13 protein-coding genes are annotated in these 12955 nt (G+C 65.1%); 3 read left to right on the top strand and 10 right to left on the bottom strand.

Annotated elements, in window-relative coordinates:
* Positions 1 to 79 precede the first annotated feature (79 nt).
* Positions 80 to 733: a TetR/AcrR family transcriptional regulator gene (locus LMQ14_RS04115; protein WP_267733564.1), complete on the top strand. Its 654-nt coding sequence runs from the start codon at positions 80 to 82 to the stop codon at positions 731 to 733.
* Positions 734 to 1063: 330 nt separating this feature from the next.
* Entirely contained in the window at positions 1064 to 1903 is an 840-nt protein-coding gene (locus LMQ14_RS04110) for a mycofactocin-coupled SDR family oxidoreductase (RefSeq protein ID WP_239721201.1), read from the top strand.
* Positions 1904 to 1906: 3 nt separating this feature from the next.
* On the opposite strand, the gene LMQ14_RS04105 is transcribed toward LMQ14_RS04110, so the two are convergent.
* A complete protein-coding gene (locus LMQ14_RS04105) occupies positions 1907 to 2323 on the bottom strand; it encodes a DUF5313 domain-containing protein (protein ID WP_267733563.1) in 417 nt (138 codons plus the stop codon).
* Between the two features lie 20 nt (positions 2324 to 2343).
* Positions 2344 to 2835 (bottom strand): MarR family winged helix-turn-helix transcriptional regulator, encoded by a 492-nt coding sequence (locus LMQ14_RS04100; RefSeq protein WP_267733562.1) that lies wholly within the window; start codon positions 2833 to 2835, stop codon positions 2344 to 2346.
* 125 nt (positions 2836 to 2960) lie between these two features.
* Here LMQ14_RS04100 and LMQ14_RS04095 point away from each other — a divergent pair, with 125 nt between their 5' ends.
* The gene (locus LMQ14_RS04095; protein ID WP_267733561.1) at positions 2961 to 3800 is read left to right on the top strand and encodes an SDR family NAD(P)-dependent oxidoreductase; all 840 of its coding nucleotides are present in this window, start codon (positions 2961 to 2963) and stop codon (positions 3798 to 3800) included.
* Here LMQ14_RS04095 and LMQ14_RS04090 read toward each other — a convergent pair.
* The 8 genes from LMQ14_RS04090 to LMQ14_RS04055 form a co-directional block, all read right to left on the bottom strand.
* Entirely contained in the window at positions 3797 to 6214 is a 2418-nt protein-coding gene (locus tag LMQ14_RS04090; RefSeq protein WP_420714657.1) for a CoA transferase, read from the bottom strand. The genes LMQ14_RS04095 and LMQ14_RS04090 overlap by 4 nt on opposite strands.
* Positions 6211 to 7206 carry an enoyl-CoA hydratase/isomerase family protein gene (locus LMQ14_RS04085; RefSeq protein WP_267733560.1) on the bottom strand — a complete coding sequence of 332 codons (996 nt, stop codon included), beginning with the start codon at positions 7204 to 7206 and terminating at the stop codon, positions 6211 to 6213. The genes LMQ14_RS04090 and LMQ14_RS04085 overlap by 4 nt, the downstream gene beginning before the upstream one ends.
* Positions 7207 to 7208: 2 nt before the next feature.
* Positions 7209 to 8336 carry a M24 family metallopeptidase gene (locus LMQ14_RS04080; RefSeq protein WP_267733559.1) on the bottom strand — a complete coding sequence of 376 codons (1128 nt, stop codon included), beginning with the start codon at positions 8334 to 8336 and terminating at the stop codon, positions 7209 to 7211.
* Positions 8326 to 9570: a M24 family metallopeptidase gene (locus LMQ14_RS04075; RefSeq protein WP_267733558.1), complete on the bottom strand. Its 1245-nt coding sequence runs from the start codon at positions 9568 to 9570 to the stop codon at positions 8326 to 8328. Before LMQ14_RS04075 ends, LMQ14_RS04080 begins: the two co-directional genes overlap by 11 nt.
* Positions 9570 to 10739 (bottom strand): amidohydrolase family protein, encoded by a 1170-nt coding sequence (locus LMQ14_RS04070; RefSeq protein ID WP_267733557.1) that lies wholly within the window; start codon positions 10737 to 10739, stop codon positions 9570 to 9572. The genes LMQ14_RS04075 and LMQ14_RS04070 overlap by 1 nt, the downstream gene beginning before the upstream one ends.
* A 66-nt stretch (positions 10740 to 10805) precedes the next feature.
* Complete coding sequence (locus tag LMQ14_RS04065; protein ID WP_267733556.1) at positions 10806 to 12059, bottom strand: cytochrome P450; 1254 nt, start codon at positions 12057 to 12059, stop codon at positions 10806 to 10808.
* A 1-nt stretch (position 12060) separates the two neighbouring features.
* Entirely contained in the window at positions 12061 to 12255 is a 195-nt protein-coding gene (locus tag LMQ14_RS04060; RefSeq protein ID WP_267733555.1) for a ferredoxin, read from the bottom strand.
* Positions 12256 to 12266: 11 nt separating this feature from the next.
* Positions 12267 to 12932: a TetR/AcrR family transcriptional regulator gene (locus tag LMQ14_RS04055; protein WP_267733554.1), complete on the bottom strand. Its 666-nt coding sequence runs from the start codon at positions 12930 to 12932 to the stop codon at positions 12267 to 12269.
* Positions 12933 to 12955: the final 23 nt, after the last annotated feature.

Below are 12955 nucleotides of genomic sequence, written 5' to 3'. Positions count from 1 at the left end.
GTCGAGCGCAGCGATGTCACGGCGTTCTCCGGTAGAGTCCAACCATGTTCTCCCCTCGCGGCAATCGTCCGAGCCTTCCATGACCACCCCAAGCGAAGAGCCGGCTTGGAAGCAGCGCGCGGTCGAGCGATCGATCAAGACTGCGAAACTGCGTGCGGCGCAGCGCGTTCAGCGCTTCCTCGACGCGGCGCAGGCGATCATCATCGAAAAGGGCAGCACGGACTTCACCGTCCAGGAGGTCGTGGACCGCTCTCGCCAATCGCTGCGCAGCTTCTACCTGCAGTTCGACGGCAAGCACGAGCTGCTGCTCGCCCTGTTCGAAGACGCGATGAGCCGGTCGGCCGACCAGATCCGGGCCGCGACCGAAAGCCATTCCGACCCGCTCGAGCGGCTCAAGGTCGCTGTCGAGCTTCTCTATGAAGCCTCGCGCCCCGACCCAACCGCTAAGCGGCCGCTGTTCACCGACTTTGCGCCTCGGTTGCTAATTACGCACCCAGTCGAAGTGAAGGTTGCCCACGCTCCCCTGGTGGCGTTGTTGACCGAGCTCATGGAAGCGGCAAGCGAGGCAGGCGAGTTGCGGGCCGAGATCAACCCCAAGCGAGTAGCCGCCATGACGATGCAGACCGTCATGTTCATCGCGCAATCGAGCGGCGGCTCCGACGATGCGACGGTGCACCCGATCAGCGCCGACGAAGTATGGGACTTCTGTTCACGCGGATTCGTCGGCTCGTAGCCAACACCGCGGCCCGCGCGGCCCTGCTCGCCAATACCTGACCTGAGCAAATAACGCACGTGATTTGCCGGGTGAGAATTAGATTCTCTAATATCTAGAATTACAAGTAGCCAAAACGGATTCGTCGTTGACACTCATTGGTGGGTGATGACAGAGTTCAGTGGCGGCACCCTCCCCGCTCCCCTGGGAACGGGGTGTACGCGGTCCCGGCGAGAGGCGATTGATTACCCGTGACAGTCATCGCGGTGGAGGAAATCCCTCAAGCGCTTCCCCCGGCTGTTCTCCGCTGAGGCAAGCCGGTTCGAGTCAATATCAGGAATTGAGGTAGCGATGACTGGACGTGTTGAAGGCAAAGTTGCTTTCGTCACCGGAGCGGCGCGTGGTCAGGGCCGTGCACATGCGGTGCGGTTGGCCCAGGAGGGCGCCGACATCATCGCAGTCGACATCTGCAAGAAGATCGACACCGTGGATCTGATCGCCGCCTCTACGCCGGAGGATCTGGCCGAGACCGCAGACCTGGTGAAGGCACAAAACCGTCGGATCTACACCGCCGAGGTCGATGTCCGGGACTACGACGCACTCAAGTCCGCGGTGGACACAGGGGTCGAGCAGCTCGGCAAGCTCGACATCATCGTCGCGAACGCAGGCATCGGTAACGGTGGCCAAACGCTGGACAAGACCAGCGAAACCGACTGGACCGCCATGATCGACATCAACCTCGGCGGGGTGTGGAAGACGGTGAAAGCCGGTGTGCCACATATCCTCGCGGGCGGCAATGGTGGCTCGATCATCCTTACCAGCTCGGTCGGCGGGCTCAAGGCTTACCCGCACACCGGTCACTACGTCGCCGCCAAGCACGGTGTGGTCGGCTTGATGCGCACCTTCGCCGTCGAGCTCGGCGCGCAGAACATTCGCGTCAACTCCGTGCACCCCACCAACGTCAACACCCCGTTGTTCATGAACGAGGGCACGATGAAGCTGTTCCGTCCCGATCTGGAGAACCCGGGCCCCGAGGACATGAAGGTCGTCGGCCAGCTGATGCACACCCTGCCGATCGGCTGGGTCGAGCCCGAGGACATCGCCAACGCGGTGCTGTTCCTGGCGTCCGACGAGGCGCGTTACATCACCGGCGTCACGCTACCCGTCGACGGTGGCAGCTGCCTGAAGTAGCCGCTAGAACGGGCTGCTGTTGGACTGCCATTCGGCGGATTCGGGCCGCGGCCCGTAACGGCGGATGTAGTCCTCGTGCATCCGGGCGTTTTTCCGCCGGTTGATCACGTCGACCAGGTTGGGATCCAGACCGTGGTCTGCCAACCGATGCCGGCGCCAAACCTTGTTCAGGGCAAGGGAAATCAGCAGCGCCCAGATGTAGAGCGGCGCGGTCATCTCGGTGTGCACGTAGACCGAAGCCGGCAGCAGCCACAGCGGCGCGAGGACGAACAGGGGCGGTATCGCCCATCTGATCATGTGCCGGCGGATGGCTCCCTCGCCGGCCAGGTCGCGCGCGACCCAGGTGCGCATCGAGTCGGGCAGACGCCGGCCGTAGGAATAGCCGATGCGCTGCCAGAGATTGGGTTTCGCGGCGGTCATAATGCTCCTCAGGGTGGACGTCAAGATTGTAATGCGCCCGCCGCTACGGCGGCGGCGTTGATTCGGGTCAGGACCTCATGCAGGTTCTCGAGTTCAGCCAGCTCGACACCCAGCCGTGCGACGACGGCGGGCGGAATCTCAAGTGCACGCTCGCGCAAGGCGATTCCGCGTTCGGTGAGCGTGATATCGGTGGTGCGCTCGTCGGCGGCGTTCTTGGCGCGGGTGATCAGGCCAAGTCCGTCCAAGCGTTTGAGCATCGGCGACAGCGTGGCCGAATCCATCTGCAAGGCGGCGGCGATCTGCTTGACCGACAGCGCAGACTCGTTCGCCGCGGGGGCCTTGCGGTGATCCCACAGCGCCAGCATCACCAGATACTGCGGATGGGTCAGGCCCAGCGGCTCCAATAGCGGTCGGTACACCGCCAGAACTGCCCGGTTGGTGGTAGCCAGCGCGAAGCACACCTGGTGCTCGAGGGCGAGCGGATCGATCTCGCGTGCGGTCAGGCTGGCCATGTTTGAATAGTAGCCTAATAGTTAGTGTCCTATCTATAGGAGCCCACTCACACTCGGTCGGACCGCGATCACTCGGTCGGACCGCGATCAGGGTCGCCGGGGCGGGAGGAATACGCTCGGATTCCATGGACGGATTCGAGGGACGCGGGGCAGTCATCACGGGCGGCGCAAGCGGGATCGGCTTGGCCACCGCAACCGAGTTCGCCCGCCGCGGCGCCCGCATCGTGCTGGCCGACGTCGACAAGGCCGCGCTGGAAAACGCGGTGGCACAACTGAAAAGCCGGGGGGCCGAGGCGCACGGCGTGGCATGCGACGTGCGGCACGTCGAGGAGATGGCTCACCTCGCGGAGGAGGCGTTCCGCCTGCTCGGCCAGGTCGACGTCGTATTCAGCAACGCCGGCATCGTGGTCGCGGGACCGCTCGTGACGATGACGCACGAGGACTGGCGCTGGGTGATCGACATCGATTTATGGGGCTCGATCCACGCCGTCGAGGCATTCGTGCCGAAGTTGATCGAGCAGGACAAGGGTGGCCACATCGCGTTCACCGCGTCGTTCGCCGGACTGGTGCCCAACGCCGGCCTCGGGGCGTACGGCGTTGCCAAATATGGCGTTGTCGGCCTGGCCGAGACGCTGGCCCGCGAGGTCAAGGACAACGGGATCGGCGTTTCGGTGCTCTGCCCGATGGTCATCGAAACCAAGCTGGTCTCCAATTCCGAACGCATCCGTGGTGCCGACTACGGACTTGCCTCAGCGCCCGATCTAACCGAGGGGTTCGGGCCGCTGCCGCCGACGCAGGATCAAGGCGTGACGGTCGACGAGGTCGCGCGGCTCACCGCCGATGCGATTCTGGCCAACCGGTTGTACATCCTGCCGCACGAGGCGGCCCGGGCCTCGGTCAAGCGCAGGTTCGAACGCATCGACCACACCTTCGACGACCAGGCCGCCGAGGGGTGGAAGCACTAGCCCGACCGCATCCCGGGTGTGACGCCGATGACTCCGCTGGCTTCCAGATCCGTGATCTCGGTGGGGGTCAAGCCCAACTCGGCCAGCAACTCATGGTTGTGCTGCCCCAGGGTGGGTGCGGAATTCGCGTGAAACCGCTCCGGCCCGCTGGAGAACCTCATCGGCACGGTGCTGAGCCGTGCCCGCCCGTTCACCGGATGATCGACTTCTTCGAAGAAGCCGCGAAACGTCAGCTGCTCCAGCTCGGTCTGCCGATGCGGTTGCAGCACCTTGGCCACCGGCACGCCGGCGCCCCAGAGGGTTGCGACGATGTCGTCGCGGCCGCGGGTCTCGCACCAGGCGCTCAGGTGCTCGTCGATGGAATCCTGGTGCGCGCGCCGGCCGGCCGCGCTCGATAGCGTGGGATCGGTTGCCCAGGAAGGCGATCCGAGCGCCCGACACAGCTTCTCCCACTGCTGATCGGTCGCCACGGCGATGGCCACCCAGCTGTCGAGTCGGCCGAATTCGTCGATATCGGCGCTGCGGTAAAGGTTCTGGGGCGCGGCCGTCGGTCCCCGGTTGCCGTCACGCTCCAACAGCGCCCCGTATGCCGAGTATTCGATGATCTGCTCGGCGGAGATGCTCAGCGCCGCATCGACCATCGCCGCTTCGACGAACACCCCCTGACCGGTGCGGCGACGGTGCTCGAGTGCCAGCAGTATCGCGTTGAGCGCATGCACACCCGCGTTCGGGTCGCCGATCGAATAGGGGTCGTACGGCGTGCGGTCCGGGTAGCCGGTCAGCCAACTGACGCCGGACGCGGCTTCGATCACGTAGGCGAACGCCGGGTTGTCGCGCCACGGCCCGTCGAGGCCGAAGCCGGGCATCCGCACCATCACCACGTCCGGCCGAATCGATTGAACGGCCGCGAAATCCAGGCCGATCTGATCCAGCACCCGTGGGGTGAAGTTTTCCACCACCACATCGCACGTGGCGACGAGCTCACGCAGCAACTCCCGCCCGCGCGCGCTTTGCAAGTCCAGCGTCAGGCCCTTCTTGTTGGTGTTCAGGGCCTCGAAAATCGGGGACTTCTCCCACCACTGGTCCTCGGTGATCGGTATACCGGCAATCAGCCGCGTGCCGTCCGGGCGGCGGGTGGATTCGACGTGGATGACCTCGGCGCCGAGCATGGCGAGGAAGTGGGTGCCGCAGGGGCCCGCCCAGAACGTCGTCATGTCCAACACCCGAAGGCCGGTGAACGGCAATGGTTTAGCCGCACCGGTAGGAGCGGGCCGCGGCGACAGATGCGCGGTGCGGTATTGCTCGGTGTGCTCCCCCAGCCGTGGCGCGGGCTGCGGTTGGCGCAATTGTGCGGGCCGCATTCGATACGGGTGACTCGGCTGCTCGAAGTCGTCGCGCGGATTGCGGACGAACGAACCGCGCTCGGTGAACTGGTCAAACGACGAGACATTCGCGCCGTTGGCGACGGGCGCGTTGGGGATGCGGAATGCGGTTGCCAGTTCCCGGATTTCATCGACCGGCGTGGCGGCCATCCAAGCGAAGATCTCGTCGGCGTAGACATTGGCGAGCTCGGTGATCGACAGCGGCGACTCCTCGTCGATCCACTCCGGGTGACCCACCATCGCGCACAAGTCGAACCACTGCTGCGCCGTGCCGCAACCGAGATCCACCAGGCCGTCTTTCGCCTGAGCCACTCCCGGTATAGTGGGCCGACGAGCGTCTCGCCACGGCCGGCCGAGCACTTCGAAGTAAGTGACCGGGTAATACGTGAGGCACAGGATCTGGGTCTCCAGCATCGACAGGTCCAGCAGTTCGCCTGCCCCGCCGTCGATTCGACGGTATCGCGACGTCAGGGTGGCCGCGCTTGCATAGGCTCCGGCCAGGTACTCGCCGACCTGTCCGCCGACGAAGACGGGGGCCCGCTCCTGCTCGCCACGCCCCAGCCCGACGATTCCGCCCGACCACGCCTGCAGCGTGAACTCGGTCGCGGCGCGGTCTCGCCAGGGGCCTTTGAGCCCGAACGGCGTAATTGCGGTGACGGTGAGATGCGGGTGGCGGTCATGGATGGCGGGTGGCGTAAAGTCCGGGTGCTCAGCGACTTTCGAACCGGCCGACCAGACTACCGCGTCCGCCGACGCCAGCAGCCGGTTCACCAGTTCGGCGTCCTCGCCTGCGTCGGCGACGACGCTGTGTTTGGCGCCGGCCAGGAAGCTGAACAAGGCACCGTCACCGTCGGCCGGGATGGCGGCACCTGAAGCCGACCACGCGCGCAGCGGATCACCTTCTGGTGCTTCAACTTTGATGATGTCCGCGCCGCCGTCGGCGAGCAACTTGGTGCAATAGGCGCCCGCGATGCCGGCGGACAGATCGATCACCGTATACCCGGCCAGTGGCGGTTCGACGGGCGCCACTATTTCTTTCGCTTCGCTTTGGTTTCCTTGCCGGCACGCGCCTTCTTGCGGGCCTTCTTGCTGAGCGCCCATTCGGCGGGAAACTTGCTGTCGTTGTCCTTGACCGCGTCGCCCAGGCCCTGCTTCATGGCGTCATCGAGCATCAGCTCGTCGCCGCTGTCCGCGCGCACACTGGCACCCATCGATTCGAAGACGCCGCTGAGCATGCTGCCCAGGTACTCGCCCTGGAACTGCTTCATGATTTCGAAGAAGACCTTCTGCATGAAGACCGTGTCGGTGGGACGATTGCGGGCGCATGCCAGTGCGTACTTCTCGACTTCCGCCTCGAGTTCGTCCCGGGACACCACGCTGTTGAGGAAGTTGCAGTCATACATTTCGGCTGCGGTGAAAGCCCTTCCGGTGAACACCATTTCCTGGAATTTCCGGATGCCCATGGTCTGCGCCCACCACCACATGCGGGGGCCCCAGCCGTAGTACCGAAACGACGGATGCCCGAACAGCGCGTCGTCGCTGGAGATGACCAGATCGGCATCGGCCGCCTGGTAGAAGTGCCAGCCGTAGCAGTAGCCCTTTGCCTCAAGGATGCTGATCTTCTTGAAGTCCTGCAGCCCGCGGATACCGGAGTTCGGGTTGGCGTACCACTGTCCGAGGGTGGCACCGTTCCGAAAGGAACCCTGCGGCGGATACCTGACGTCATCGGGGCGGATTCGGTATTCGGCGAGCCGTGGGCCAAGGTCTGCCGCATCGCGAACCCGCATGACCTCGGTCAGATCCGCGCCCGAGCCAAGATCGTCGCCGGCGCCGCGAATCACCAGAACCTTGACGTCGTCGTCAATACCGGCCTGGTGCAACAACTCCGCGTACCGCAGTCGCGAGGCGATCGTCGGCGCGTTGAGATAGTCCGGCCGGTCGAACGTGATCGTCGCGATCCGCGTCTTCGCGTCTTTGTCGTAGCGGATGATTTCTTCGGCTGCCGGCTCCGCGGGGTCAGGCATGGCTAGGGCTGCCAGGACGGGCTCGCGGTAAGCACTTCGGGCCCGTCGGCGGTAATCAGGACCGCTTCCCGCCCGAATACCGCGCCGACTCCTTCTTCCCACACGTAGCCCGTCACGGCGAGCACCATCCCCGCCTCCAAACGTTCGTCCGCCGCGGTCGAGGGCAGGTACTTGGAGACGACGGGCGGGTCGAATCCCATGCCCAGGCCGCGGGCCACCGGCATCGGCGGCTCGGGTTCGCCGGCAGCCTGGTAGGCAGCCAGCAGTTCGCTCGCTCCAGCGCCGGGCCGGCAGGCCGCAATCAGCCTGCCCCACAGGCCCTCCCAGCGTCCGTACAGAGCCGCGGCGCCGTCGGGTGCATGCCTCCGGTCGGCCGGCCAGGTCCGTCCGACCTCGCCGACATAGCCGCCCGCCAGAACCCCGGCGGAGAACGCCACCAGATCGCCGTCCTGGATACGACCGGCACCGTCGGCCCGGCGCCACGGGTGCTTGCGCGAAGTCACCCATGCGACATCTTGATTCGACGGGGTGCTCACCCCGCCGGCCGCCGCGGCCTCCAACAGGGCGCCGGCCAGCGCTTGTTCGCTTACCCCGGGCCGCAATTCCGAGACCGCGGCCGACAGTGCCGACTCGGCCACCGCGACGGACTCCCGCAACGCGGCGATCTCCTCAGCGGTCTTGATCCGGCGGGCGGCCCGCATCGCCAGCTCTCCATCGACCAGCTGCGCGTTGGGGAACGCGGTCGGTAGGAGCTGAGCGAAAACCGGTGAGAGCGCATCGGTTCCGACCCGCCGGGCGGTTGCCGCACCCGGGATGCGCTGCAGTGCCGACATCGTGTTCACCGGATTCCACGAAATGCCGTAGAGGTTCTCATGCGGGATGTCGTCGGGGATACCCTCATCCCATGTGCTCAGCAGGTGGACCGCACCGGTCTCACGAACGAGCACGCAGCTGGGGCCGAACGGCCGGGTGCCCGCGACCCATAGTTGCGGCGCCCCGGTTACATAACGGACGTTGGCTTGGCGCCCGAGGACCAGCACATCGAGATCGTGTGCCGCCATCTGCTCTAGCGCCCGCTGGCGACGCCCCGAGCGCAGCGTGCGCTCGTCGGGCAGGACTTCAGTTGCCATAGGGGTCATAGGGGTAGTTGGTCAAGCGAATCCAGCCTTCCTCGGTAATCACCAGCACCTCTTCGCTGCGATAGCCGCCGGTGCCGTCTTCCCACACCACGGGCTCCAGAACCAGCACCATCCCGGACTTGAGGACGAAATTCTCGTCGAATTCCTGGCCGAGATCCGTTCCGATCATTGGCATTTCGGCGGCGTTGACGCCGATGCCATGGCCCAGGTAGAAGTGCGGCAGCCACGGCTTGGTGCCACCATTGGCCTTGATCGCGGCCCGCCCCAGATCCGCGGCGGTTGCGCCGGCCTTGGCGACACCCAGCACCGCGCTCATGATTTCGAACCATTTGTCGAACTGCGCCTGCTGGCGCGGCGACGGGTCCCGGCCGACGAGCCAGGTACGTCCGAAGTCAGAGCAGTAACCCTGGTAGGTGATGCTGACGTCGGTCCACAGCACGTCACCCTCGGCCAGCTCGCGCTCGGTGCTCAGCAGTGGCAGCGCCAGGTCGCCGTGCGTGGTCCACACGCCCTCGGCCTTGCTCGGCGGCATCACCTGCCAGATCGGTTCGAGCATGCTGGCCGTGGCCCCCAACTCGAAGGCACGCCGCAAAAAGCTGGCCGACAAATCGATCTGACGGATTCCGGGGGCCAGCCGCTTCTGGACTTCGACCATGGCTTCGTCGGTGATCCGGATCGCGGTGCGCATGCACGACAATTCGTCCGGGGTCTTGACCGACTTGGCCGCGCTCACGATCGCCGCCGCGTCGACCGGAGCGCCGCCCCGGAACAACAGGTTCGCGGCACGAGACATTGCGCCCGTGCACTCGTCGACAGCGATCACCGCTCCCGGCGGAATCAACCCGGCGATCGTGCGCGCGAAATTGGCCACGCCTTCCTCGAATTCGAGGTAGACCGGGCCATGCAGGTGATCGGCAGGCAGGTCGGACTCCTGCGAGGCTCCCTCGCGGAACGGCAGGAACAGGTGCGGCCACTCGTCGCTGGCGACGACTACGGCCACCGGTCGCTCGACGTAGGACAGGCCGGCGTCGCCGAGTGGCCAGCTGGCACCGGTCGCGTAGACCACGGCGTTGTTGCCGAGCAGGATCATCGCGTCGACGCCACGCTCGGCCATGGCCGAGCGCAGCCGGGCCCCGGTCTCGCGACGCAGGCGCCCCAAGTCGGGTGTTTCGGGAATCACCAGTCCGCTACCGGTGCTGGTGTCCAGTTGCGCGAACGTCGTCACTACAGGCCCAAGAACTTCGTGATGTTGTCGCTGACGATTTTCTTCGCGTTCGCCGGACCGACTGCGTCGACGACGGACTTCAGCGACTTTTCGGAATAGCCGTAAGTGCTTTCGTTGTGCGGATAGTCGCTGGACCACATCACCTTGTCCACACCGATCTGGTCGATCAGCTGCAGACCCAGCGGGTCGACCATGAACGATGCGCTCATGTGGGTGTCCCAGTAGTAACGGATGTCGTGTTCCAGCGGCCGGTTGAACATGTGCTGGTAGGAGCCGACCAGATGCTCTGCGTCTTGTAAAGCCCAAGGCACCCAGGCGATTCCACCTTCGAACCAGCCGATCCGCAGCCCGGGGTGGTCGTCGAGAATCCCGGTGAAGAGGTACTTGGCGAACTGCTCACGGAAGCCGTCGATGTTGATCATCATGCCGACCACCACGCTGTTGAACTCGCACGGGGTTTTCGGCGGGGTCTCACCGATGTGGTGGGTGATCGGAAGGCCGGCGGCTTCGATCTCGTCCCACACCGGCTTCATCGAAGTGCTGCCGTAATCGATCACGTTGCCGTCGTCGTCCTTGCCCGGATTGAGCGGCAGCAGGAAAGTCTTGAGCCCCAACGATTTCAGCTCTTCCAGCGTCTTCCTGGCGCCCTGCGGGTCCCACCAGTTGATCAGCCCGGCACCGTAGAAGCGTCCGTTCGACCGCTCCTGCAGCTCGGCGATGTATTCGTTGTAGATGCGGAACGCCAGTTCACGAAGTTGCTTGTCCGGGTAATGGAACAGCGCAAGTATCGCGTTGGGGAAGGCCAATTCCTTCTCGACCCCGTCTTCGTGCAACTCCTGAATGCGGGCCTCGATATTGGTGCTTGCCGCCCCCGGCAGGTCGTCGTACTGCATCAGCACGGCGCTGAAATCGCCGGGTAGGAACGACTGTCCCTTGCGCCCGACTTGGTAGGCGCCGTCCTCGTACCAGATCCGCGGCGCCTTGTCCTTCAGGTCGTCCGGGAAACGGTCGTAGAAGATGTCGTCGGCCAGTGAGATGTGGTTGTCGGCCGAGAAGACGACGGTTCCCTCGGGCAGGCCCACATCGCTGCCCACGGCGTGACCACGCCGATCCTTGGGAGCGCCGTAGCCTCCGGGCGGGTAGAGCGAGGTGGTTGTCGGCGTTGACATTATTGACCCTCCATTTGGATCGGCGTTTCAGAAGTGATCATCGGGCTGCTGCTCAATGGATTTCGTTTACCAGGTAACCGGGAGCTCGTAGACACCGTAGGCGAGCCGGTCGTGTTTGAACGGGACTTCTTCGAAGGGCACGGCCAGTTTCATCGTCGGGATGCGGCGAAGCAGCGTCTGAAACACGATCTGCAGTTCCGCCCGCGCGAGTTGCTGACCCACGCACTGATGGCGGCCGTAACCGAACGCGACGTTGCGGTCGGCGCCCGCGCGGTGCACGTACAGCCGGTCGGGTTCGGCGAAGGCGTCGGGATCCCAGTTCGCTGGGGCCAGGTCGATGATGATGCCTTCGCCGGCGCGGATGGTCTCGCCCGCGATGTGGATGTCTTCGACGGCGACGCGACGCTGACCGTTCTGGATGATGCTCAGGTAGCGCAGCAGCTCCTCCACCGCGCTGGCCAGAACCTTCGGGTCCTCGGCATCGCGGATCACGGCAAGCTGATCGGGATTCACAAGCAGGGCAAGCACTCCGAGCCCGATCATGTTCGCGGTCGTCTCGTGCCCGGCGATCAGCAATCCGGTGCCCAGCTGCGCGGCTTCTTTGACGCTGAGTTCACCGGCCTTGACGCGTTCGGCCAGATCGGAGATCGCGTCCTCGGCGGGGTTCTCCATCTTGGTTTCGACCAGCTGAGCCAGATACTTGTGCAGGCTCATCGCGCCCTTGGCGGTGTCCGCGCCGGTGGCATAGCGCGCCAGCCCCATCGAGGCGTGCTCCTGGAACATCTCGGCGTCCTCGTAGGGCACCCCGAGCATCTGGCTGATCACCAGGGATGGGACCGGAAGCGCAATGGCGGCAACGATATCCGCAGGCTGCGGACCGGCCAGCATCGTGTCGATGTGTTCGTCGGTGATCTGCTGGATCGTCGGCCGCAGGCCTTCCACGCGCCGGAAGGTGAACGGTTTCGACAGCATCCGGCGATAGCGGGTGTGCTCGTCGCCATCGGCGGTGAACACCGACCGGGGCCGCTTGTGCACGGTCGACAACATGCCTTCGTTCCAGTGCGGGAAACCGGGCACCCGGTCGTCGACACTGACGCGGGAATCGGAGAACAGTTCGCGCACCTGCTCATAACCCGTGATGAGCCACGGGGTGCTGCCATCCCAGATCCGGACCCGCGACAACGGTCGCTCTTCGGCCAGGGCCATGACATCCGGGGGTGGGGCGAACGGGCACCCCGCGTTGCGGGCCATCGGGTAGTCGGGAATCTCGTGGGGCGGCTCCGCCCCAGAAATCCCAGCAGTCGTCAGTGCGTCTGACATTTCATTCCTCGAGGTAGATTGCCTGGGCTGGGCACGCCGCGGCTGCCTGGCGGGCACCTTCGGTCTGCTCGGCGGAAGGATGCTCGTTGAGCAGCACGACCACACCATCTTCGTCGCGCTGGTCGAACACCTCGGGTGCATTCATCACGCAGTTGCCCGAGGATGCGCAAATGTTCTGGTCTACAGTCACTTTCATCAGTGTGCTCTTCATTCGTACGGAGTGACCGGCGCCAGCCACAGCCCCACGATCGCGTCGATGAGGCCGAATGCGGCTGCGCGCCAAGAGGGCTGGGCCATCGCAGCACCTGCGGCGAGGGCACGTTCGCGATCCGCGCAGGTGTGCATCAAGAGGTTTCGGGCCATGATGTTGCGTTCGAAGTGCACATCGGCCGGCAGGTTGGGCAGGCAGCGGTTGAAGCCGTCGACCACCTCGACGAGCGACGCTGAGCTGAGCGCACCCTTGACGACGATGTTGTAGTAGGCCGGATCGGTCATGGCTTGCGCCGCGAACCGCGCGTACCAGGTCGGGTTCCCGAGGTCCTCGAGGTGGTCGGTGAGTGGGCGCACCAGGCAGGCCACCCAGGCACGCAGTTCGTCCGAGCCACCGGACGCCAGCAGGTCGGCAACCATCTGCTCACGCAATTCCTCGACGGGTCCGCGATGCTTCTCCTCGATGGCCCGCACCAGGTCGGCCTTGGTGCCGAAGTGGTAGCCCACGGCGGCGTTGTTGCCCTGCCCCGCGGCCTCGCTGACCTGCCTGTTGGACACCGCGAACATGCCGTGCTCGGCATACAGCCGCTCGGCAGCCACCAGGATCGCCTCCTGGGTGGAGCTGGCTCGTTCGGTGCGAACGGCCCTGCCTGCCGCGGTCATTGGCTTAGTCAACCTCGTGGACC

Source organism: Mycobacterium sp. Aquia_213, from assembly GCF_026625985.1.
Taxonomy (GTDB): Bacteria; Actinomycetota; Actinomycetes; order Mycobacteriales; family Mycobacteriaceae; genus Mycobacterium.
The sequence above is the reverse complement of the archived record's forward strand: the minus strand, read 5'-3'. Positions and strand labels throughout refer to the sequence as shown.